Genomic DNA, 22,254 nt, shown 5'->3' with positions numbered 1-22,254 from the left:
GTCCTGTGGAATACAGAATGCAGGCTGCCAAGGCAGCGTAGGGGGATAATTGACCAACCTTCGGGGGTCACACCATATTCCTGTGGGAGCGAGCTTGCTCGCGAAGAGGCAGGGACAATCGCCGGAGATTTATGCCTCTGTCAGTCAGCCTTCGCGAGCAAGCGAAGCGTGGCCCGGCTCGCTCATACATGGTTATGACTGAACAACATTGCCTCCCACAAGACGAGCTTGGGCATGCCGCTCGTGGCCTTCCCCCCTCTTCAAGGCTCGTCTTTATAGACAAACTTGGGCATTTCCCAGCGGAAACGAATCGCCAGCAGGCGCAGCAGCAGGCCGCCGAACAGGGTGATCAGTACCGCTTGTTCGTTGGGCAGTTGCAGGTACTGACACAGCAGAAAACACCACGCGGCCAGAAAAGACACGCTGGCGTACAGCTCGCGGCGGAAGATCAGCGGGATGTCGTTGCAGAAGATGTCGCGCAGGATGCCGCCGAAAACCCCGGTGATCACGCCGCAGACTGACGCGATCAGCAGACCGTGCCCGGCCTCCAGCGCGGTCATGCAGCCGATCAGGGTAAAGGCCACCAGCCCCAGTGCATCGAGCACCAGAAACAGTGAGCGCAGGTGACGCATCAATGGCGCGATGAAGATCGTCACCAGCGCCGCCACACTGGTCAGAACCAGATACTCCGGGTGCTTGACCCAAGTCAGCGGGTAATGACCGATCAGCACGTCGCGCACCGACCCGCCACCCAGCGCCGTGACGCAGGCAATCAGCACCACGCCGAACCAGTCCATCCCGCGCCGCCCTGCAGACAGGGCTCCCGTCATGGCTTCAGCAGTGATAGCGATCAGATAAAGCATCAGCAACATGGCGGGGACTCTGCGACAAAGGCGCGCAGTCTAACCAGCCGACCAACGCACTGAAAGAGTGCAGCGAAGATTATTCACTGCACCTGCGAGTCTCGATCAGGCCTTGATGAAGTGCTCACGATAAAAGCGCAGCTCGGCAATCGACTCGCGGATATCATCGAGCGCCAGGTGGGTGCTGCCTTTCTTGAATTTCAGCTCGGGGGACCAGCGCGCAGCCAGTTCCTTGAGGGTCGAGACATCCAGGTTTCGGTAGTGGAAGTAGTTTTCCAGCGTCGGCATGTGGCGGTACAGGAAGCGGCGATCCTGGCAGATGCTGTTGCCGCAGATCGGCGAACTGCGCTCTGGCACCCACAGTTTGATGAACTCAAGGGTCTGCGCCTCGGCTTCAGCCATGCTGACGGTACTTTCCCGCACGCGCTGGGTCAGGCCCGAACCGCCGTGCTGGCGAGTGTTCCACTCGTCCATTTTCGCCAGCGTTTCGTCGCTCTGATGCACAGCGATCACCGGACCTTCGGCCAGGGTGTTCAGCTCGCTATCGGTGATGATCGTGGCCATTTCGATAATGACATCGGTATCAGGGTCCAGACCGGTCATTTCCAGATCGATCCAGATCAGGTTCTGCTTGTTCTGCATGTGTCGACTCCTCAGCGTAGGCGCGCAGTTTAGCTCACCCTGCCGTGCTAGACTCCTGCCGATCCATCGTACTGCCTAATTCATCGGTTACATCACATCGGAACACCCATGGCCAAACGCCAACTCAATCGTCGTCAGAACTGGCGCATCGAAAAAATTCAGGGCGAGCGTGCTGCCCGCGCGGCAAAACGCGAGTCCGCTACGCTTGAAACACTTGAGGGTGGCGACCTCGGCCCCGAGCAGACGGGCCTGGTGATCGCTCACTTCGGCGTGCAAGTCGAAGTCGAGGCCCAGGAAGGCGAAGCGACCGGTCAGGTCTTTCGCTGCCACCTGCGCGCCAACCTGCCTGCGCTGGTGACCGGTGATCGCGTGGTATGGCGCGCCGGCAATCAGGGCATTGGCGTGATCGTCGCGCAACTGCCTCGCACCACCGAACTGCGCCGCCCGGATTCACGCGGCCAGCTCAAGCCTGTGGCTGCCAACGTCGACCTGATCGTGATCGTCTTCGCGCCGATGCCCGAGCCACATGCCAACCTGATCGACCGCTATCTGGTGGCCGCCGAGCATGCCGGGATTCGTCCGTTGCTGCTGCTCAACAAGGCCGACCTGATCGACGAACAGAATGCGCCCGCGCTCAATGCGCTGCTGGCGGTCTACCGCACGCTGGGTTATCCGGTGCTGGAAGTGTCCGCACACCACGGTGACGGCATGCAGAGTCTGCAAAGCCAGCTTGACGGGCACATCAGCGTGTTCGTCGGCCAGTCCGGCGTCGGCAAGTCCTCGCTGGTCAACAGCCTGTTGCCGGAAACGGACACTCGGGTCGGCCCGCTGTCGGAAGTTTCCGGCCAGGGCACACACACCACGACCACCGCGCGCCTGTTCCACTTCCCGCGCGGCGGCGATCTGATCGACTCGCCGGGCATCCGGGAATTCGGCCTGGGGCACGTCAGTCGTGCCGACGTAGAGGCAGGTTTCATCGAGTTCAACGACCTGATCGGCACCTGCCGCTTTCGTGACTGCAAGCATGACCGCGAACCGGGCTGCGCCCTGCTCAAGGGGCTTGAGGACGGCCGCGTGCAACAGCAGCGCATGAACAGCTACCGCTCGATCATTGCCAGCCTGCCGCAAGACAGTTACTGAGCACCGAACGCCGCACGCAAAAACGCCGCGATGATCGCGGCGTTTTTGTATCGGTTACAGCTCAGTTCTGGGCCGGCTCGACCCGCAACTTGCCATCGTCAAAGATGTTCAGCTTCTGCCGGATCTCGCGCGGCTGGGCGTAGGCCTGCGGGTCAGGTGGCGCCGCTGTCGAAGCCCCCGGAGCCGCGGGTGTCGCAGGCGCCGGTGCTGACGGTGCTGCCGGCGCGGCAGGTGTGACTGGCGCACCACCGGAGTTCTGATCGCCCTCGATGCGGTGCTGGGCCTTTTTGGTCAGCACCACGATATCGATGCGGCGATTGATCGGGTTGGTCGGGTTCTGGCGGTCATAAAGAGCAGACGACGCGTACCCCACTACCCTCGCTACTTGTGAATCCGGATACGTCCCGGCTACCAGCGCACGGCGTGCAGCGTTCGCACGGTTGGCCGAAAGCTCCCAGTTGCCGAACCCGCCACTGCCCACGAAAGGCGTCGCATCGGTGTGGCCGCTGATACTGACTTTGTTCGGCACACTTTTGATGGTGTCAGCCAGGGCCAGCAGAATATCTTCGAAATAAGGCTTGAGGCGCGCGCTGCCCGAGTCGAACATCGGCCGGTTCTCGGCATCCATGATCTGGATACGCAAACCGTCCTGAGTGATCTCGAACAGAATCTGATCCTTGAATTTCTGCAGCTGCGGATTTTCCTCGACCTTGGTCTGCAACTCCTGGAGCAGCATCTCCAGACGCTCCTGCTCCACCGCTTCAGCCTTGGTCTCGGCATTTTCCGCTTCGATCGGCACCGTATCCGGCGACGGCGTGGTCTGAACCTCAGGGTTCAGCGTCTGGTTCGGCGACATCTCCGGCGAACCGCCCAGATCGATCACATACGGCGAACCGCTGTCCGAGAAGCCGACCGGGTCCTTGAAATAACCGGCAACCGCGAGCAATTGCTCGGGGGTGGCAGACGACATCAGCCACAGCACCAGAAAGAACGCCATCATCGCGGTCGCGAAGTCGGCAAACGCGATTTTCCAGGCACCGCCGTGATGTCCGCCACCAAAGCGCTTTACGCGCTTGATGATAATCGGCTGATTATTTTCCATGACTTAGCGACCGCGAACCGCTTGTTCCAGCTCGCTGAAGCTGGGGCGATGCAGCGGATAGAGAACCTTGCGGCCGAACTCGACAGCCAGCGAAGGCGGCATGCCGGAGGCCGAGGCCACAAGCGACGCCTTGATGGCCTCGTAGACGTTCATTTCTTCCTTGGCATCATGCGCAAGGCTGGTGGCCAGAGGACCGAAGAAACCGTAAGCCGCGAGAATACCGAAGAACGTACCGACCAGTGCCGCACCTACGTGCATACCGATCGCAGCCTTGTCGCCGGAACCCAGCGACGCCATGGTCACTACGATACCCAGTACCGCAGCCACGATACCGAAGCCGGGCATACCGTCAGCGATACCGGTAATGGCGTGGGATGGATGCTCGAGGTCTTCTTTCATGCTCAGCAGTTCCATGTCGAACAGACCTTCCAGCTCATGGGGAGCCATGTTGCCGGACGACATGATGCGCAGGTAGTCGCAGATGTACGCAGTCATGCGCTCATCCTTGAGGACACCCGGGTATTTGGCGAAGATCGGGCTGGAAGCAGCGTCTTCGATATCCCCTTCAATCGCCATCATGCCTTCACGGCGGCTTTTGTTGAGGATTTCGTAAACCAGCCCCAGCACTTCGAGGTAATAGGCATGTGTGAAGCGAGTACCGAACATCTTCAGCGACTTCTTGAACACGTGCATGAACATGTAGCCAGGGTTGGCCTGGAGGAACGCGCCCAGCGCAGCACCGCCGATAATCAAGACCTCGTAGGGCTGGAACAGCGCCATGACCTTGCCATGGGACAGCACATATCCACCGAGGACACTTGCGATAACGACAATGATGCCGATGATTTTAGCCATAGGAAAAAATACTTTACTGAGTCGGGTTCAGGGACAGTCCGGAAGTTGTTGAATCTCTTCTTCTCCTTATCGGCCTAACTGGGCCAGACTATAGCCGGTTCTTTTGAAAAACCCATTTATGCGCCTCCATAAAAGGAGGAAAATGGCCTCAGTGCCCCGTACGCTGGCGGTTTCCCAGCTCAGATAATCAGCCGCACAGGCCCTCGAATGCCGACAGTACACGCAGCACATCACCTCGTTCCGAAGACGCTGGATGCCTGGGTCAAACTGCTTGACGGCATCGCGTTGCCGGTCCCTGCCGTCAATCATGGACACGTCCGCGCCGCACTGAACGACAGTCGTCGGTCGCTGCGTGAAATCGCCGAAATGATGCAGGAAAGTCCTGCGCTGGTGCTCAGCGTGATGCGCGAGGCCAACCATCACACCCACGGGTTGACCGAGCAGGCCGAGAGCCTCGAAATTGCGATCAACCGCCTGGGTCTGGCGCGTACCGAAGTCCTGCTGGGCCGTTTGCCGGCCAAGCCGCCCGAAGAAATTCCTGCAGCCTATCGCCAGCTGATTCTGGTCAGCCAGCACGCCACGCAACAGGCCAACGGCCTGTTTGCCAGCCGCCTTGCGCGACTCTGGCAGGACATTCACATGGGCAGCCTGCTGTTTCTGTCGCCGCTCTGGCCAATGGCGCTGGCCTATCCGAAGCTGCTCGAAGAACTGGAGCTGCGGGTTATCCACAAGGGCCATTCCAGCGTTGCAGTGGAAAAAGAGCTGTTCGGCGTCAACCTGCTGGAATTGTGCCTGGCACTCGCAGAGTTCTGGCGCCTGCCGATCTGGGTTACGCGCGGCTATAAGCTGTTGATCAACGAGCGACGCGATCTGGCCAAGGCGCTGCGCATCGCCCGCGAAGACAACAGCCCGCTGCAGCAGCAACAACTCATGGACGACGACCCCAACCTGCGCCGCTGGCTGAATCAGCCCGCCAATACCGTGTTGCTGGGCAACGGCCTGGCGCTGGCCGCACAACAGGCCTGGAACAGCCCGCATTGCCTGCGCTGGGAACGGCTGACCAGCCTGTACCTGCAACAGTCGATGAGCGAAGTACAGCAACAGGCGCACCAGAATGCCGCCAGCAGCGCACGCGTCCATGCGGAAAAAGACCTCTGGCACCCGGCCGAATCGCTGATCTGGCCGTGGGACGCACGGCGTGTAAGGCGTGACAATGAACCTGCACCGCCGCCATCGGCCGACGCCCTGCAACTGTGGCGCAAGCAATGCGCCGAGCTGCTGCAGGATCCCAGCCCGTTCATCAACGCCATGCACCTGACCACCTCGGCGCGCGATGCATTTATCTCGTGTGGCATGGAGCGGGTCATGCTGCTGATGCTGGACAAGACGTCAACGGTGCTGCGCGTCAATCAGACTGCCGGCCTGCCAAAGGACGCCGCTACCTTGCAGCTGTTCATCAAGGAAAGCACCGTGCTGCAACGCCTGCTGACCCAGCCAACGCAGTTACGCATGACACCCGCCAACAGTGCGCAATTTGCCGCGCTGCTGCCCCCGCAGCTGAAAACCCTGTTCAGCGGCCAGCACTGGCTGATTCGCTCGCTGAGCAACAACGGCAAAGTCATGCTGCTGGTGGTCGCCGACCAGGGCGGCGGGGCCTTGTCGGAAATTTCCGTACAGGCATTCGGAAAAACCGCGCAATGTATTGAACGGGCACTGGGCATCTTTAGTCATCGCAAAGCCTGAGGCCTGGCGTACAATTCGCCCCTTTCCTTTCATCGGAGGCTGCAAATGTCCGCATTCACTGGCTTGTCGCTGGTCATCGAACCCAACGATCTGCTTGAGCGTCTAGACGCCCCGGAACTGATCCTCGTGGATCTGACCAGCAGCGCTCGCTACGAAGCCGGGCACATTCGCGGTGCCCGCTTCGTCGATCCGAAACGTACACAACTGGGCAAGCCTCCTGCCCCCGGTCTGCTGCCCGACACTGCCAGTCTTGAGCAACTGTTCGGCGAGCTGGGCCACAATCCCGACGCCGTGTATGTCGTCTACGATGACGAAGGCGGCGGCTGGGCTGGGCGTTTCATCTGGCTGCTGGATGTCATCGGCCACAGCCGTTATCACTATCTGGACGGTGGGCTGCTGGCCTGGGAAGCGCAATTGCTGCCGCTGAGCACCGACGTTCCGCCTGCTGCCGATGCCCCGGTCACGCTGACGACGCTGCACGACGAACCTACCGCCACGCGTGAGTACCTGCAGAGTCGTCTGGGCGCCGCCGACCTGGCGATCTGGGATGCCCGCGCGCCGACCGAGTATTCGGGCGAAAAAGTGGTCGCGGCCAAAGGCGGCCACATACCCGGCGCCGTCAATTTCGAGTGGACGGCGGGCATGGACAAGGCGCGCAACCTGCGCATTCGCCAGGACATGCCGGAGATCCTTCGCGAGCTGGGCATCACGCCCGACAAGGAAATCATCACGCACTGTCAGACCCATCACCGCTCGGGCTTCACCTATCTGGTGGCCAAGGCGCTGGGCTACCCAAGGGTCAAGGCCTATGCCGGCTCGTGGGGCGAATGGGGCAATCACCCGGAGACACCGGTAGAACTCCCGAATGTGGCCGCCGCGCCCGTCGAGGCAGTCGAGGTTGCACAACCCGTCACGTCTGCGCAGCCAGCACCAGCACCAGCCGAAACCGTCGAGCCGGCCCGCGCCACCGAACCGGGACGGACCTCACAGAAATATTCAGGACACTCATCCTCAGGACCTTCAATGAAAGACCGCTTGTTCATCATCAGCCAGTACCTGCTGCCGCACCACCTGCTGTCCCGACTGGCAGGCTGCGTTGCCGAATGCCGCGTGCGCTGGTTCAAAAACGCTTTCACCGCGTGGTTTGCCCGCCGTTATCAAGTGGAGATGTCGCAGGCACTGGTCGAAGACCTGACGTCCTACGAGCACTTCAACGCGTTCTTCACCCGCGCATTGAAAGCCGACGCCCGCCCGCTCGATGCCACGCCGGGCGCGATTCTTTCGCCAGCCGACGGTGCCATCAGCCAGTTGGGCCCTATCGACCACGGCCGGATCTTCCAGGCCAAGGGCCACAGTTTCAGCGTGCTCGAACTGCTCGGCGGTGATCCCAAGCTGTCAGCGCCGTTCATGGGCGGCGAGTTCGCAACCGTCTACCTGTCGCCGAAGGACTATCACCGCGTACACATGCCACTGGCTGGCACGCTGCGCGAAATGGTCTACGTACCGGGCCGCATCTTCTCGGTCAACCAGACCACAGCCGAAAACGTACCCGAGCTGTTCGCCCGTAACGAGCGGGTGGTCTGCCTGTTCGACACCGAGCGCGGGCCAATGGCAGTGGTACTGGTGGGCGCGATGATTGTGGCGTCTGTCGAAACGGTATGGGCCGGGCTGGTCACGCCGCCCAAGCGTGAACTGAAGACATTCAGCTACGACGAAGCGGCGCGTGCGCCGATCCATCTGGAGAAAGGTGCCGAAATGGGTCGGTTCAAGCTGGGCTCTACCGCCATCGTGCTGTTCGGTGCAGGTCAGGTGAAATGGGCCGAACAACTGACCGCTGGCTCCAAGGTTCAAATGGGCCAGGCACTGGCCGTTCCGGCCCAGGCATAATGGAGGCCTGAGCCTTGATGCATGAGTGTCCGATGATGGACAGTGGCGCTCATGCAACGTGCCGCCGGACGGTAGTAGCTTAGGGCCATAACTGCTGCGAAGCGACGTCGATACTGGTAAAGTCGTCCGATTGATGCTGTAGGATACTTCGCACTTTCATGGGCGTATGCTCGGCACATCGCGGGTGCGAGATAACCTCGGCCCCCTTATGAAGCCATCGTCCGCGCCAGTGAGTTGTTGGAGCTTGCCTGTCACATGAGTAATTTTAGCCTCCCTCTGCTATTGCGTGCCCCCACGCCGACGCAGTCGAGCCTGACATTCAGTGAAGCCAACCCCCGCGACCTCAAACGCTGGATCTCCAGATTGCCCAAGGCAAACCTCGGAGAAATGGCACGCCAGCTCTATCAAGGGCTGACCGAGCTGAACCAGTTGATCACCCCGAGCGAAAACCGCCTGCAATTGCTTGAACTGCTGCGGCCCGAGGTGTACTTCGTCTGCAAGCACCTTGAACGCCACTTTCTCAATCAGGCCATTGTGCTGGACGAGCGACCACGCAAGGTGGCCAACCTCTGCCAGGCGCTGCAAAACCATCTGGCGACCGGTTACAAGCAGATCATTCAACAGGTCGCCCCGCGCTACACCCGAGACCAGGCCGGGCTGTTCAGCATGGCGTTGCAACGCGCACTGCACGGGCTCAACGGGCCGCTGATTCGCGCCAACCAGCTTTACTGTCCGGTTCAGGACGGCCTGTGGCTCGAACTGCACCAGATCTACCAGATTGCCCGTCAGTACCAGTTGCACAACACGCCGGTCGAAGAGCCTCTGGCCCATCACAGCAAAGTGCTGAGCGTGGAACAGACCTATGTGATCGCGCTGCTGATGGGCTGCTCGCGCTGCAATCAGATGCGTCAGCTGAACATCGGCAAACTGGCCGATGCGCTGGAGGCCTGGAGCGCGCTGGTAAAGCTGCAGTCGCCTGTCGAGGAGAGCAGCCTGTTTGCCCTGGATCCGACTGCCGACAAACCACCGCTGTATCGCACGCTGTTCAACGACGAACAATCTCCACGGCTGCTGGGTATCAACACGTTCGCGCTGGCGGAAGCGATCAATCAGTACCTGGCCCTGCCCGACGACCAGCGCACGCCCTCGCCGCTGCTGATTCCAACCGGCATCAACACCGACCTGCTGCAGCATCTGGCGGTCGCCTGGGGCGATGTGGCCGAACGCACCTTTCAACGCACGCCTGGTAAGGGCACGCTGAAACTGTGCATCGGCATGAGCGCGCTGCATTTCTATGTCGCGGGCCAGAAGTCGTTCAGCGAGCTGTTGCAGTTGAACAGCGCCACCAGTGCAGCGAGCTTTTCGTTGAAGATGGCCAATGATGACGCGGACGATCCATGGGCCTCGGCCTTTGATACGCAGCGCGGCAAGAGCTCATCCGTTCTGCTGCCTTACGAAGAGATCGAATACCCGAAAAACGACGGCGACAGCGAATCGCTTTCCAACAACCAGCACACGTTTCCGACCTTCGACCTGAATATCGTCAACCACAGCCCGGGCGGTTACTGCCTGGCGTGGCAGAAGGATGTGCCTCAGCAGTTGCAGGCTGGCGAGCTGGTGGGTATTCAGGACGACGCAGGCCAGGGCTGGAGCATTGCCATCGTGCGCTGGATCCGTCAGGTACGCAGCGGCGGCACACAGATGGGGATCGAACTGATCGCCCCGTTTGCCCAGCCGTGCGGTATGCAACTGATTCGCGAACAGCAGAACAGCCAGTACCTGCGAACCCTGATGCTGCCCGAAGTACGAGCCATGGAAAAACCGCCCACCGTGCTTGCACCACGCCTGCCGTTTCAGGAAGGCAACAAGGTGATGATCAACGTCGACGGTGAAGAACGCCGCGCGTCACTGAGCAACCGGCAGGTCAGCAGCGCCAGTTACAATCAGTTCGAGTATCAGATGTACGACACCCCGAAAGCGGCCGAAACCGAAAAGGTCAGGCCGGATCAGGAATTCGATTCCTTGTGGGGCACGCTGTAGCGGTCATTGCGGCAGCCGTCGCGATTGGCCCCTCGCCATCAGGGGCAGACCACGACGGTCCGAGCGTCAGCGCTTTCCTTCGCGGTCGCGGAAACCCAGCAGGTACAGCACGCCATCGAGTCCCAGCGTCGAAATGGCCTGTTTGGCCGATTGCTTGACCAGCGGCTTGGCACGGAACGCTACACCCAGCCCGGCAATCGCCAGCATCGGCAAGTCATTGGCACCGTCGCCGACCGCGATGGTCTGCTCCAGGCTCAACCCTTCCTTGTGGGCCAGTTCGCGCAACAGATCGGCCTTGCGCTGCGCATTGACGATCGGCTCGACGGCTACGCCGGTCACCTTGCCGTCAACCACTTCCAGTTCATTGGCAAAGACGTAATCGATGCCCAGCTTTGCTTGCAGCTGTTTGGCAAAATAGGTGAAGCCACCCGACAGAATCGCCGTCTTGTAACCCAGCCGCTTGAGCTCGGAGAACAGCGTTTCAGCGCCTTCGGTCAGGCGCAGAGACGCGCCGATTTCATCCAGCACACTCACATCGAGCCCCTTGAGCAGGGCCAGACGCTCTTTGAAGCTTTCGCTGAAATCCAGTTCGCCGCGCATGGCACGCTCGGTAATCTCGGAAACCTGCTCGCCGACGCCCGCAGCCTTGGCCAGTTCATCGATGACTTCGGCCTCGATGAGGGTCGAATCCATGTCGAACACCGCCAGGCGCCGGTTACGACGGAACAGCGAATCCTGCTGGAACGCGATATCGACGTTGAGATCCTGGGCAACCGCGAGGAATTCGGCCTGCATGGCTTTCGGATCGGCAGGCTCGCCGCGCACGGTGAACTCGATGCAGCCCTTGCCCTTGTCGGCCGGGGTGTCGAGCGGCATGCGACCGGACAAACGATCGATCTGATCGATATTCAGCCCGTACTTGGCAGTGATGGCGCTGACGCACTGCAATTGCTCGGCCGTGACCTTGCGGGTCAGCAGCGTAACGATGTGACGCGCCTTGCCCTGGCCTTCGACCCAGTGTTGATAGTCGGTTTCGGACACCGCCGTGAAACGGACTTGCTGATCCAGTTCGTAGGCGGTGAACAGGATGTCCTTGAGCACCGAGGATCCCTGCACGGTATCCGGAATTTCAACCAGGATGCCGAACGACAGGGTGTCGTGGATCACCGCCTGACCAATATCGAGAATGTTCACGCCACCCTGGGCGAGGACGCCGGTGATGGCCGCAGTGAGACCGGGACGGTCGACACCAGTGATGTTAATCAGGACGATTTCGCGCAAGGCGCACCCCCGCAGTGGAAAAAAACCGCATTCTAACCACATTCAGTGACCACCGGGCACAGGCAGCGCTTTGCCGCCACTGGGTCGCTCGTTATACTGCGCGACAACTTCACCGAAAGAGCCGTGCTCTGTGAACCGGCCCACGCCCGTTAAAACCGATAATTTCTTCCTGCTCATCTTTCGTGCCCTGCGTCATCGCCGTGTACCGATCGCTTTGCGCATTGCCAGCCATAACGTGATCCTGGTCGCTTTGGCGCTGGTGATCTACGCCGGTGTCATGGGCCTGCAGTTCAAGCAGGCCATGCATGAACAGGCTGATGCGCTGGGGCAGGCCCTGACCACCCAGACCGCCACCTCGGCTACCGAGCTGTTGGTGTCCAACGACATCCTCAGCCTCAACGTGCTGCTGGGCAATCTGGTCAAGAATCCGCTGGTCGCGCATGCCGCTATCTACAGTGTGGATAACCGCATCCTCGCGGAGGCCGGCCAGCGCCCGAAAAACGGGCTGCTGGGGGAAGCTCAGGGTCTGTATGAAATCAAGATCACGTTCCAGGACGTGATGGCGGGCCATCTGCGCATCAGCCTCGACATGTCGCAGTTCCAGCAGCCACTGACCATCAGTCTGCAGAGCATGGGCATTCTGGCCGGTATCCTGCTGGCCCTGGCGCTGGCCCTGAGCCTGCGCCTTGGCCGCCACATCTCCACGCCACTGATGCAGATGCGTATCTGGCTACGGAATATTGACCCGTACACACCGGCCACCGATCGCCAGGATGAAGTCGGCGATCTGGCGCGCCAGCTGCGCACCTCGTTCGCGCCGCCGGTGCCGGAGCCAGACCCACTGCCCGAGCCTGAGTATGACGGCGAGGAAGACGACAGCGAAGATCCTTATCTGGAGCCGGAAGAGAAGCCCGCACCAAAGGTTTCGGCACGCAGCAGCGAAGCAAAACCGCGCTTGCCGGCACCACCGGTGCAGCGCCGCATCGTTGCCGAAGAAGATGAAGACGACGATGAGGATCCATTCGCCGATCTGCGCGACCACTCGGACAACTCGCCAGCCGTTCGCCCGGCGGCTGCCTCGGTAGCGCCGATCGAACCGCATAACAGCGCAGTGCTGGCCGTGCAGCTGGGTGCGCAGGATCAATTGCGCCGCCTGCCGCGCGCACGCCTGACCGAATTGCTGCAACGCTACCGCGACTGCCTCGATCAGGCCGCCTCGCTGTATGAAAGCGAGCTGCACACGCTGAATGACGGCAGCACGCTGATGCTGTTCCACAGCCACGAAAGCGGTGATGACTACCTGACCAACGCGATCTGCTGCGGTGAGCTGTTGCGCGCACTCAGCCATGCCTTGCAGATCGAGGTGGCCGACAGCGGCATCACCTTGCAACTGCAACTGGGCCTGACGCTGGGCGAGGGCTTGAGTGGGCTGAGCCAGATCGATCTGTTGCTGACCGAAACCGCGCAGGATGCACTGGCGCTGTCTCAGCACAGCCGCAACCTGCTGCTGGTCGAGCGCCGCATCAACGACGACCCGTTGATCCGCCAACGCGCCCGCATCCGCCCGATCGCCAGCCCGGAAGGTGCCTGCTGCGTAGAACGCCTGATGGAGCCCTACCCGTCGATGCTCGAACGCCAGCTGGCGCGCATGCACGAATCCAACAAGGCCTGATCTTCTCCTCCGCTCACTCCTCTCTCGTGCCCATGCTCTGCATGGGCACGCCGCTCTGGGCGCTCGGCGTCCTATCCTGACTGACCTGGTCCGGCGCAAACAGGTGACGCAGAGCGTCACGAACTGCATTCCCACGCGGAGCGTGAGGAACGATAGGTGTCCGCAAGACCACCGTCGTGCCCATGCTCCAGCGTGGGCATGCCGCTCTGCGTCCTATCCTGACTATGCAGCGCATCAGGAACGCCGAGGTGTGGGAACCAGAGATGAGCGCCCAACAAAAAGCCCGCAGCGATGCGGGCTTTTTGTTGGGCCGATCCTAGAAGCGGAACACTTCCAGATCGGTGCGTATAGGGGACGCCAGTGGAATTCTTGGCTTGTCAGGCTCTTTGGCCTTGGCGACAGGCGTTTTTTTCGGCTCGTCGAGCGCCTGCCAGGAAATCGGCTTGATCGCCGTGCTGACCTGATCAGCCAGCCGCTGCAACAGCATGCCCTGGGCTTTGACCTGATCGGCAGAGCTGCCGGCATGGACTTGTTCCAGGTGAACCAGTCGGCTGTCACGGACGTGGCCCTTACGGTCCAGAAGACGCCATTGCGCATCCAGTACCGCAGGCTGTTTGGCACCGGAGTCCAGGCGGGTGATGGACAGCACGACCTGAACATCGGGCGTGAAGCTGGCCGTTGCAGGCGCCATGACGACACGCTGGCTGTCCAGCTTCCAGGCCAGCTGACGCAAGAGCAACTGGTCAATATCCGAAGACAGGTTACCCGCCCAGCGCCCATCGGACGAAGCGGTCAAGGTACCGTCAGGCTGGCGTTGCAGCAGAGTTTCGCGTTGCAGATAGTCGGCCACCGAAACAGGACCCAGCAATACTGCCAGACCACTACTCTGTTTCGGCTGACCAGGCTCACCACTATCGAGCTGATAAAGCGCGGTCGGCTGGTGCACACTGCAACCAGCCAGACCCAGAACGCCAGTCATCAGCAGGATCAAGGGAAGGCGTAGAAAATTCATCATCCCATCCAGGTGGCCGTCCAGAGACAGGCCACAGTATTAGTACTTTCAAGACCCATGCAGGCACTGAGCCACGCATGCACCCCAAGACCCCATATCATCCGTGAATATGCACCATGACTCCAGCGATTATGCATCGTACTTCATGGCAAAACGAAGAACCTTGGTGCCAGATCAATGTTTTCAGCTATTTTCCACCAATAATGCATCGACCCTCTGGAAGCCCCTTGGCAGTTTATTGCCACGTCTGCCTCGCTCACCCTTGTAATGTTCGAGGTCTTCAGGTTTCAGCGACAGCGTTCTTTTGCCCGCCTGAAGTACCAGCGTAGCGCCTTGTCCGATCACCGCAAGATCAGTCACATACTCTTCACGGCTGGCTACCCGCTCACCCGGAATACCGATGATCTTGTTGCCCTTGCCTTTGCCCAGCTGCGGCAAATCGCTGATCTTGAACACCAGCAGGCGGCCTTCGGTGGTCACCGCCGCCAGCCAGTTCTGCTCACGATCAGGCACAGGGCGAGGCAGGATGACTTTCGCCCCGGCCGGCAGGCTCAGCAACGCCTTGCCCGCCTTGTTCTTGGCTTGCAGGTCTTCGCCTTTGACGACAAAACCATAACCGGCATCCGACGCGATCACGTACAACGCATCATCTTCAGGCAACAATACGCATTCGAAGGTCGCACCCGGTGGCGGTTGCAGCTTGCCCGTCAGCGGCTCGCCCTGGCCCCGCGCGGATGGCAGGGTGTGGGCCGCAACCGAATAGCTGCGCCCGGTCGAGTCGATGAACACGGCGAACTGATTGGAGCGGCCGATGGACGAGGTCTTGAAACCGTCCCCGGCTTTATAGGAAAGCCCGGTCGCGTCGATGTCGTGGCCCTTGGCACAGCGTACCCAGCCTTTTTCCGACAGGACGACAGTCACCGGCTCGGTGGGCATCAATTCGTTTTCAGACAGCGCCTTGGCTTCGGCACGGGCAACGATGGGCGAACGACGGTCGTCACCATAGGTTTCAGCGTCGGCAATCAGCTCGGCACGCACCAGCTTGCGCAGCTTGGACTCGCTGCCCAGCAACGCCTGAAGCTTGGCCTGCTCTTTGCGCAATGCATCCTGCTCGCTGCGCAGCTTCATCTCTTCCAGACGCGCCAACTGACGCAGGCGAGTGTCGAGGATGTAATCGGCCTGAATTTCCGACAGATCGAAACGCGCGATCAGCTCCGCTTTCGGATGCTCGGCGGTACGGATGATGTGGATCACTTCATCGAGGTTCAGGTAAGCCGTGAGCAAACCGTCCAACAGGTGCAGACGATGCTCGACCTTGTCCAGGCGGAATTGCAGACGGCGACGCACCGTACCGATACGGAACGTCAGCCATTCGCCCAGCAGCGTCTTGAGGTTCTTGAGCTGCGGCTTGCCATCCAGACCGATGATGTTGATGTTCACCCGGTAACTGGATTCCAGCTCGGTGGTCGCGAACAGATGCTGCATCAGCTCGTCCAGCTCAACCCGGTTGGAGCGCGGGATGATCACGATACGGCAAGGGTTCTCGTGGTCCGACTCGTCGCGCAGGTCGGCAACCATCGGCAGTTTCTTGGCCTGCATCTGCGCGGCGATCTGTTCCAGCACCTTGGCACCGGAAACCTGATGCGGCAGTGAGGTGACGATAATGTCGCCATCTTCGATGCGGTAAACCGCACGCATGCGCACCGAGCCACGTCCGGTCTCGTAGATTTTCAGCAGGTCGGCACGCGGCGTGATGATTTCCGCTTCGGTCGGATAGTCCGGCCCCAGAATGTGCTCGCACAGCTCGGCAACCGTGGCCTTGGGATCGTCCAGCAGACGAACGCAGGCACTGGCGACTTCGCGCAGGTTATGCGGCGGCACATCGGTCGCCATACCGACGGCGATACCGGTGGTGCCATTGAGGAGGATGTTCGGCAAACGTGCCGGCAAAACCGCAGGTTCGTCCAGGGTGCCGTCAAAGTTTGGTACCCAGTCAGCGGTGCCCTGGCCCAGCTCGCTGAGCAGAACTTCCGAGTAACGCGACAGACGCGCCTCCGTGTAGCGCATGGCCGCAAAGGATTTGGGGTCATCCGGCGCACCCCAGTTGCCCTGCCCGTCCACCAGCGTGTAGCGGTAGCTGAACGGCTGAGCCATCAGCACCATCGCTTCGTAACAGGCCGAGTCGCCGTGCGGGTGGAACTTGCCGAGCACGTCGCCGACGGTACGCGCCGACTTCTTGTGCTTGGCGTCGGCACCCAGGCCCAGTTCGCTCATCGCGTAGATGATGCGTCGCTGAACAGGCTTCAGGCCGTCACCGATATGCGGCAAGGCACGGTCCATGATCACGTACATGGAGTAGTTGAGGTAGGCCTGTTCGGTGAAGTCCGCCAGTGATCGGCGTTCTACACCATCCAGGCTGAGGTCAAGGGAGTCGCTCATGCGGGCCTCATTATTTCGTTGACTGGCGCAGCAGCAAATTGCCGCCACGCTGTGTGAATTCGAGTTGTTTCATTGCGCTCATACCCAGCAGCACCTGTTCACCGTCCAGACCGGGTGCCACGAGGGCACGCACATTGGTCAGGACGATATCGCCCAGTTGCAAGCGGTCAAGCGTGGTCCGAAAACCCTGACTGTTGCCGTTGGCCGTGCTGACCGTGACCGGAAAGCCACGCTTGAGCCCCAGGCGGTCAGCCATATCACCGGGTACGGCCACATCGGTCGCCCCGGTGTCGATCATGAACTCCACTGTCCGGCCGTTGATCTGGCCGGTGGTGACGAAGTGCCCCTGACGATTGCCTGCCAGTTGCACCTCTATATAGCCGTCACCGTGTTGCGAGGTGACCACGGCGTTGGGGTTCTGCTGCCGGTCTTCCCAATCGCCGAAAAAGCGCGTCGCGAGAAACAGACCGGCCGCCCAGGCCACGATCATCAGCACCTTGCCAGCGCGTTTGCCAGGCTGCACCTCGCTCACTGCTCAGCGCTCCAGCCCGCCTCAGGTGCAGCGAAACGCCAGACGATCGGGCGTTTCTCACCGTCGGCACGCACACCGAAATTATTGTCGATGCCGATCCAAGCGCCCTTCTCGTCCACCACCAGTGCCTCGGTCAGCCCGTAGGGTTGATCGTAACGACGCGACGGCACCATGGCTTCCTTGGCGAACGACCAGCAACGCTCGACCTGCCCGGTTTCGAGATCACGCCGACAGATGCGATACACCGCACGTTCCAGCGTGAACAGCTTGCCGTTGTACAACGACACATCAGAAAAATCCGTCGACACCTTTTTGCTGCCCTGCTCCGGCGGCAACGCGTCCAGACCGGACTCGGACAGCAGCACGCAGCTTTGCCCGCAGGTCCACTGCTCCTTGTCGCGTTGCACCACCAGCAAGCCGCGCTTCTCGCGTTCGGCCGCCAGCCAGAGACGGTCGCCCACAGGACTGACAGCAATCCCTTCGAAAATCGCGTTAAAGCGCTGCAACATGCCCTGAGCGCGCGCCTGATCCACCAGCGCTTGTGGCAAATCCAGCCAGAACGGCTTACCGCTGACCGGAACCTTGAGCACTGCGCCGTAAGCCTCGCTCACCAGATAGCGATTGCCGGCGGCGTCGCAGCTGACACCCTCGAAATCCAGACTACCGCCGCGTATCAGCGCGGAAAGCCCGGCCATGAAACGCAACTTCAACGGCAGATAGCTTTGTGGCGCAGGTGCGTCAATGTGATGTGACTGAGCCTTCCAGGTGTCTTGCGACACATCCAGGCTGTACAGCACATCATCGTCACGGTCGGACACGGTCCACAACTGGCCGTTGCACATCGCCAGACCTGACAGATTGCCACCGGCCATGTCATCCACCGGGTGCTCGGATTGCAGCTTCAGGGCCTCGAGTGGCGCAGCGACAACCGGCGCGGCAATCAGGATCAGGGCGGCGAGCCAGGCTCGTATCAAGTCAGGACCTCGGCAAGGTTGCCCTTCGACTCGAGCCAGGACTTGCGATCACCTGCACGTTTCTTCGCCAGCAGCATGTCCATCATTTCCGAGGTGGCGGCGAAATCATCCAGCGTGAGCTGCACCAGGCGCCGGGTGTTCGGGTCCATGGTGGTTTCGCGCAACTGCGGCGGGTTCATCTCACCCAGGCCCTTGAATCGGGTGACCTGCGGCTTGCCACGTTTCTTTTCAGCGACCAGACGGTCAAGGATCCCGTCACGCTCGGCTTCGTCCAGCGCGTAGTAGATTTCCTTGCCCAGGTCGATCCGGTACAGCGGCGGCATGGCGACGTACACATGCCCGGCGTCGACCAGCGGGCGGAAGTGCTGCACGAACAAGGCACACAGCAGCGTCGCAATGTGCAGACCGTCCGAGTCGGCGTCAGCCAGGATGCAGATTTTGCCGTAACGCAACTGGCTAATATCGGCTGCGCCCGGGTCAACCCCGATGGCCACGGCAATGTTGTGGACTTCCTGACTGGCGAGCACTTCGCCGCCGTCCACTTCCCAGGTGTTGAGGATTTTGCCGCGCAACGGCAGGATCGCCTGGAATTCCTTGTCGCGAGCCTGCTTGGCGGAGCCACCAGCAGAATCACCCTCGACCAGAAACAGTTCAGAGCGCGCCGGGTCCTGTCCGGCACAGTCAGCCAGCTTGCCCGGCAACGCCGGCCCTTGGGTGATGCGCTTGCGCTCGACCTTTTTGCTCGCCTTGAGGCGCCGACCGGCGTTGTTGATCGCCAGATCGGCCAGCTGCAGGCCCAGCTCGGAGTGCGTGTTGAGCCACAGGCTGAACGCATCCTTGACCACACCCGAGACGAAAGCCGCCGCTTCACGGGACGACAGACGTTCTTTGGTCTGCCCGGAGAACTGCGGCTCCTGCATTTTCATCGACAGGACGAAGGCAATGCGCTCCCAGACGTCTTCCGGGGCCAGCTTCACACCACGCGGCAACAGGTTACGGAACTCGCAGAACTCGCGCATGGCATCCAGCAAGCCCTGGCGCAAACCGTTCACGTGGGTGCCGCCCTGCGCCGTCGGGATCAGGTTGACGTAGCTTTCCTGAACGCTGTCGCCCCCTTCGGGCAGCCAGAGCAGCGCCCAGTCGACCGCTTCCTTGTTACCGGTGAAGCTGCCGCAGAACGGCTCGTCCGGCAGGCGCAGGAAGTCGGTGACCGAGTCCTGCAGGTAGGAGCGCAGGCCGTCTTCGTAATGCCACTCGACTTTCTCGCCGCTGGATTTGTCTTCGAAGCTGACCAGCAGGCCCGGGCACAGAACCGCCTTGGCCTTGAGCACATGCTTGAGACGGCTGACGGAAAACTTCGGCGTATCGAAATACTTCGGATCGGGGGCGAAATAGACGCTGGTCCCGGTGTTGCGCTTGCCAACGGTGCCGACGACCGCCAGTTCGGTGGCCTTGTAGCCGTCAGCGAAGGTCATTTCATATTCGTTGCCATCACGCTTGACCCGCACCCGAACCTGAGTGGACAGCGCGTTGACCACGGAAATGCCCACGCCGTGCAGGCCGCCGGAGAACTGATAGTTCTTGTTGGAAAACTTGCCGCCTGCGTGAAGCTTGGTGAGGATCAGCTCGACGCCGGACACGCCTTCTTCGGGGTGGATGTCCACCGGCATGCCGCGGCCGTCGTCGGAGACTTCGAGCGAATTGTCGGCATGAAGGATGACCTGTACCGAACGCGCGTGACCGGCCAGGGCTTCGTCGACGCTGTTGTCGATGACTTCCTGAGCCAGGTGGTTGGGCCGCGAGGTGTCGGTGTACATGCCCGGACGTTTGCGAACCGGATCGAGGCCCGAGAGGACTTCGATGGCGTCTGCGTTATAAGAGCTAGCGCTGGGAGTGGCCATGGGTTCTCGTTATCAATCTTTCATGGAATTTCGGGGGTTCAATGTTCTTGCATTCGTATGACCGGGCATCGATCACCTACAGCGCCGACAGATCGATCTTCTGCAACAGATCGGGGGCAAATCCGGCAAACGTCAGCAGTGCCGGCATGCGCTCGGCAAAACCCTGAAAGCTGTGGTCGCCGCCCGCCTGAATACGCAAGGCACAGGCCCGGTAAAACTTCTCGGCGCGACGATAATCGAGCGTCTCGTCACCGGTCTGCAGCCACACCTGGAACTGCTGCGGGTCCTGCGGCGCGGGTACTTCCAGCTCGGCCAGCGCCCAGATATGGTCTTCGGTCAACTGCCACTGCTCGCCGGTGTACAGGTTCTGTTGCACGCCGAGAAACCCGTCGAACAGCTGATGCGGATTGACTGCCGGGTTGATCAGCACCGCCTTGAGGCCATGCCGTTGCGCCAAATGAGTCGCATAGTAGCCGCCGAGGGAGCTGCCGACCAGTAATGGCCGTCCCAGCGCCGTGATAGCCGCTTCAAGCTGGAGCATGGCATGACGCGGATGGTGATGCAGTTCAGGGACTTGCAGACGATCAGCCAGACCCAGGGATTTCATCAGCGCGCTGAGCTGACAGGCCTTTCTCGACAGGTTCGAGCTGTTCAAGCCATGGATGTATAGCAGTGAAGGTGTGTCGCTCGTCACGCTGTTGCTCCCGGGTGCCAGGCAAAGCCGTGTAGTTTACAGGGACTTACGCTACAGCACCTCACCGGAAACGTATCCGCCTGCCCGATCAATAGCCGGTGCCGCCGTAATCGACCTCGAATTCCAGGCCGACCACTCGGGAAACAGCCGTTTCCAGCCGTCCATCGTCATGCAGTCGCAGCCAGCGATAGCCCGGCGCCGTGGTGTCCACCTTGAAATCCACACTGCCCGGGGCGAACTGAATGCAGGTCGAAGGCGACGCCAGCAGGCGCACGCCGTTACGCATCTGGTCAAACTCTTGATGCACATGCCCCCACAGTATGGCGCGAACCTGCGGAAAACGATCGAGCACAGCAAACAACGCATCGGCATTGCGCAAGCCGATCGGCGCCATCCACTCACAACCAATCGCCACCGGGTGATGGTGCAGGCAGACCAGATGATGCCGGTCAGGCGCTTCGCTCAGCGACTGCTCCAGCAACTGCAATTGCGCAGCCGCGAGAAAACCCGGCACCGAACCGGGCACCGCCGAATCCAGCAGCGTCACCCGCCACTGGCCGATATCCACCACAGGGTCCAGCAGCCCATTAGGCTGCGCAACCTGCTCCATCTGCGGCAGTTCGTCGTGATTACCGGCGAACCAGCGCGCTGGCGCATCGATCCGCCCGCTGATCCGACGAAACGCTTGGTAAGACTCGACACTGCCGTCCTGCGAGATATCGCCGCTGGCGACCACAAGATCGACGTGCGGCTGCTCGGCCAGCACCTGATCAACGACTTTTTCCAGACTGTCCCGCGTACTCATGCCCAACAACGCCTCGTCCGCCTCGGCGAACAAGTGGCTATCGGATATCTGCACCAGCAAAACTGACGATGAAAGGGCTGCGCTCGGCAAGACCGTCTCCCAGAGAGGATTCAGCGCGATTATGTGATGCGGCAACGGGCGGGTAAACCGGGAATGTGCGTGCGGACGAGCATTTGGTCACATTTGCTGATTCGCTCGGTGCTTGAGCACAATTGAAGCAATAAGTCCGGCCGACACCATGCCTGCCAGTCCCGCACCCAAGAGATAGCTCAACACGCGCTCATAAGGCATTCCGGGCCAGAGATATCCCGCCAGCAAAAGCTCCAGGGCAACACCAAGAATCATTCCTGCCAATCCAGCCAGATGAACGATCCACGGCATGAGCCTCAAAGACAGAATACCGATGACCGCTCCGATAATGGCCATATACAGGGAGTGCTCCCCACGCAGAGCGCTGCCTGTCAGGGTTATCACCTCGATATAGCTGAAAAGGCTGAAAGTGATTCCAGCGAAGCACGCTAACTGACGCCGAGGAGTGCCTAAGTAACTCATTCGTTATACCTGCAAATCAATTCAGGCCGAATGTAAGGCATTGGGTTTCAAATCCAAGGTGCCGGGGTATTTTCAGAAACAACCTACAGGACCGAAGCACACCCACTGTCAGTTGATGTC

The 22,254-nt window shown here is 60.7% G+C and carries 18 protein-coding genes and 1 pseudogene; 6 read left to right on the top strand and 13 right to left on the bottom strand.

Annotated elements, in window-relative coordinates; genetic code table 11:
- Positions 1–260: 260 nt before the first annotated feature.
- Together GE543_RS23225 and orn are read right to left on the bottom strand one after the other, a co-directional pair.
- A complete protein-coding gene (locus tag GE543_RS23225) occupies positions 261–872 on the bottom strand; it encodes a trimeric intracellular cation channel family protein (protein WP_003343002.1) in 612 nt (203 codons plus the stop codon).
- Positions 873–968: 96 nt separating this feature from the next.
- On the bottom strand, positions 969–1,505 hold the full coding sequence (gene orn, locus GE543_RS23220; protein ID WP_003342999.1) for an oligoribonuclease: 537 nt from the start codon (positions 1,503–1,505) through the stop codon (positions 969–971).
- 108 nt (positions 1,506–1,613) lie between these two features.
- Between orn and rsgA the strand changes: the two genes are divergently transcribed.
- Positions 1,614–2,645, top strand: a complete 1,032-nt coding sequence (rsgA, locus tag GE543_RS23215; RefSeq protein WP_003317188.1) for a small ribosomal subunit biogenesis GTPase RsgA — start codon at positions 1,614–1,616, stop codon at positions 2,643–2,645.
- Positions 2,646–2,706: 61 nt separating this feature from the next.
- Here the strand turns inward: rsgA and motB are convergent, their stop codons facing one another.
- Both motB and motA read right to left on the bottom strand, forming a co-directional pair.
- A complete protein-coding gene (motB, locus tag GE543_RS23210) occupies positions 2,707–3,747 on the bottom strand; it encodes a flagellar motor protein MotB (protein WP_153222466.1) in 1,041 nt (346 codons plus the stop codon).
- A 3-nt stretch (positions 3,748–3,750) separates the two neighbouring features.
- Positions 3,751–4,602 (bottom strand): flagellar motor stator protein MotA, encoded by an 852-nt coding sequence (motA, locus tag GE543_RS23205; RefSeq protein WP_032697730.1) that lies wholly within the window; start codon positions 4,600–4,602, stop codon positions 3,751–3,753.
- A gap of 207 nt (positions 4,603–4,809) precedes the next feature.
- On the opposite strand from motA, the gene GE543_RS23200 reads away from it, so the two are divergent.
- The 4 genes and pseudogenes from GE543_RS23200 to GE543_RS23190 all read left to right on the top strand — a co-directional run bounded on the left by GE543_RS23200 (position 4,810) and on the right by GE543_RS23190 (position 10,272).
- Positions 4,810–6,345, top strand: coding sequence for an HDOD domain-containing protein (locus GE543_RS23200; RefSeq protein ID WP_003414465.1), 1,536 nt, complete (start codon positions 4,810–4,812; stop codon positions 6,343–6,345).
- A gap of 45 nt (positions 6,346–6,390) precedes the next feature.
- Positions 6,391–7,206 (top strand): annotated as a pseudogene (locus tag GE543_RS27540) (rhodanese-like domain-containing protein); the annotation flags it as partial.
- A gap of 162 nt (positions 7,207–7,368) precedes the next feature.
- On the top strand, positions 7,369–8,232 hold the full coding sequence (gene asd / locus GE543_RS27535; protein WP_256664795.1) for an archaetidylserine decarboxylase: 864 nt from the start codon (positions 7,369–7,371) through the stop codon (positions 8,230–8,232).
- A gap of 255 nt (positions 8,233–8,487) precedes the next feature.
- The gene (locus tag GE543_RS23190) at positions 8,488–10,272 is read left to right on the top strand and encodes a molecular chaperone (RefSeq protein WP_153222464.1); all 1,785 of its coding nucleotides are present in this window, start codon (positions 8,488–8,490) and stop codon (positions 10,270–10,272) included.
- A gap of 66 nt (positions 10,273–10,338) precedes the next feature.
- Here GE543_RS23190 and serB read toward each other — a convergent pair whose 3' ends face one another.
- Positions 10,339–11,553: a phosphoserine phosphatase SerB gene (gene serB / locus GE543_RS23185; protein WP_003431946.1), complete on the bottom strand. Its 1,215-nt coding sequence runs from the start codon at positions 11,551–11,553 to the stop codon at positions 10,339–10,341.
- 130 nt (positions 11,554–11,683) lie between these two features.
- Here serB and GE543_RS23180 point away from each other — a divergent pair, with 130 nt between their 5' ends.
- Positions 11,684–13,225, top strand: coding sequence for a histidine kinase (locus GE543_RS23180; protein ID WP_371927241.1), 1,542 nt, complete (start codon positions 11,684–11,686; stop codon positions 13,223–13,225).
- Positions 13,226–13,541: 316 nt separating this feature from the next.
- Here GE543_RS23180 and GE543_RS23175 read toward each other — a convergent pair whose 3' ends face one another.
- The 8 genes from GE543_RS23175 to GE543_RS23140 form a co-directional block, all read right to left on the bottom strand.
- Positions 13,542–14,237, bottom strand: a complete 696-nt coding sequence (locus GE543_RS23175; protein ID WP_003414458.1) for a membrane integrity-associated transporter subunit PqiC — start codon at positions 14,235–14,237, stop codon at positions 13,542–13,544.
- A 183-nt stretch (positions 14,238–14,420) separates the two neighbouring features.
- Positions 14,421–16,676, bottom strand: coding sequence for a DNA topoisomerase IV subunit A (gene parC / locus GE543_RS23170; protein ID WP_003317178.1), 2,256 nt, complete (start codon positions 16,674–16,676; stop codon positions 14,421–14,423).
- A gap of 10 nt (positions 16,677–16,686) precedes the next feature.
- Complete coding sequence (locus GE543_RS23165; RefSeq protein WP_153222477.1) at positions 16,687–17,166, bottom strand: TIGR02281 family clan AA aspartic protease; 480 nt, start codon at positions 17,164–17,166, stop codon at positions 16,687–16,689.
- A 38-nt stretch (positions 17,167–17,204) separates the two neighbouring features.
- Entirely contained in the window at positions 17,205–18,182 is a 978-nt protein-coding gene (locus GE543_RS23160; RefSeq protein WP_153222463.1) for an esterase-like activity of phytase family protein, read from the bottom strand.
- On the bottom strand, positions 18,179–20,083 hold the full coding sequence (gene parE, locus GE543_RS23155; RefSeq protein WP_003414454.1) for a DNA topoisomerase IV subunit B: 1,905 nt from the start codon (positions 20,081–20,083) through the stop codon (positions 18,179–18,181). Before parE ends, GE543_RS23160 begins: the two co-directional genes overlap by 4 nt.
- 76 nt (positions 20,084–20,159) lie before the next feature.
- Entirely contained in the window at positions 20,160–20,777 is a 618-nt protein-coding gene (locus tag GE543_RS23150) for a YqiA/YcfP family alpha/beta fold hydrolase (RefSeq protein ID WP_371927239.1), read from the bottom strand.
- A gap of 88 nt (positions 20,778–20,865) precedes the next feature.
- Positions 20,866–21,672, bottom strand: coding sequence for a 3',5'-cyclic-AMP phosphodiesterase (cpdA, locus tag GE543_RS23145; protein WP_082100756.1), 807 nt, complete (start codon positions 21,670–21,672; stop codon positions 20,866–20,868).
- 87 nt (positions 21,673–21,759) lie between these two features.
- Positions 21,760–22,134, bottom strand: coding sequence for a hypothetical protein (locus tag GE543_RS23140; RefSeq protein WP_010407519.1), 375 nt, complete (start codon positions 22,132–22,134; stop codon positions 21,760–21,762).
- Positions 22,135–22,254: the final 120 nt, after the last annotated feature.

This window comes from Pseudomonas sp. SZ57, assembly GCF_009495975.1.
Taxonomy (GTDB): Bacteria; Pseudomonadota; Gammaproteobacteria; order Pseudomonadales; family Pseudomonadaceae; genus Aquipseudomonas; species Aquipseudomonas syringae.
This window is presented reverse-complemented; position numbering and strand designations above follow the sequence as displayed.

Excerpts from the sequence above, each read along its gene's own strand:
- GE543_RS23190 (WP_153222464.1), top strand. The coding sequence starts at position 8,488 with ATGAGTAATTTTAGCCTCCCTCTGCTATTGCGTGCCCCCACGCCGACG.
- GE543_RS23175 (WP_003414458.1), bottom strand. The coding sequence starts at position 14,237 with ATGAATTTTCTACGCCTTCCCTTGATCCTGCTGATGACTGGCGTTCTG.
- GE543_RS23225 (WP_003343002.1), bottom strand. The coding sequence starts at position 872 with ATGTTGCTGATGCTTTATCTGATCGCTATCACTGCTGAAGCCATGACG.
- parC (WP_003317178.1), bottom strand. The coding sequence starts at position 16,676 with ATGAGCGACTCCCTTGACCTCAGCCTGGATGGTGTAGAACGCCGATCA.
- orn (WP_003342999.1), bottom strand. The coding sequence starts at position 1,505 with ATGCAGAACAAGCAGAACCTGATCTGGATCGATCTGGAAATGACCGGT.
- asd (WP_256664795.1), top strand. The coding sequence starts at position 7,369 with ATGAAAGACCGCTTGTTCATCATCAGCCAGTACCTGCTGCCGCACCAC.
- GE543_RS23200 (WP_003414465.1), top strand. The coding sequence starts at position 4,810 with ATGCCGACAGTACACGCAGCACATCACCTCGTTCCGAAGACGCTGGAT.
- motA (WP_032697730.1), bottom strand. The coding sequence starts at position 4,602 with ATGGCTAAAATCATCGGCATCATTGTCGTTATCGCAAGTGTCCTCGGT.
- motB (WP_153222466.1), bottom strand. The coding sequence starts at position 3,747 with ATGGAAAATAATCAGCCGATTATCATCAAGCGCGTAAAGCGCTTTGGT.
- GE543_RS23165 (WP_153222477.1), bottom strand. The coding sequence starts at position 17,166 with ATGATCGTGGCCTGGGCGGCCGGTCTGTTTCTCGCGACGCGCTTTTTC.
- GE543_RS23140 (WP_010407519.1), bottom strand. The coding sequence starts at position 22,134 with ATGAGTTACTTAGGCACTCCTCGGCGTCAGTTAGCGTGCTTCGCTGGA.
- parE (WP_003414454.1), bottom strand. The coding sequence starts at position 20,083 with ATGGCCACTCCCAGCGCTAGCTCTTATAACGCAGACGCCATCGAAGTC.
- rsgA (WP_003317188.1), top strand. The coding sequence starts at position 1,614 with ATGGCCAAACGCCAACTCAATCGTCGTCAGAACTGGCGCATCGAAAAA.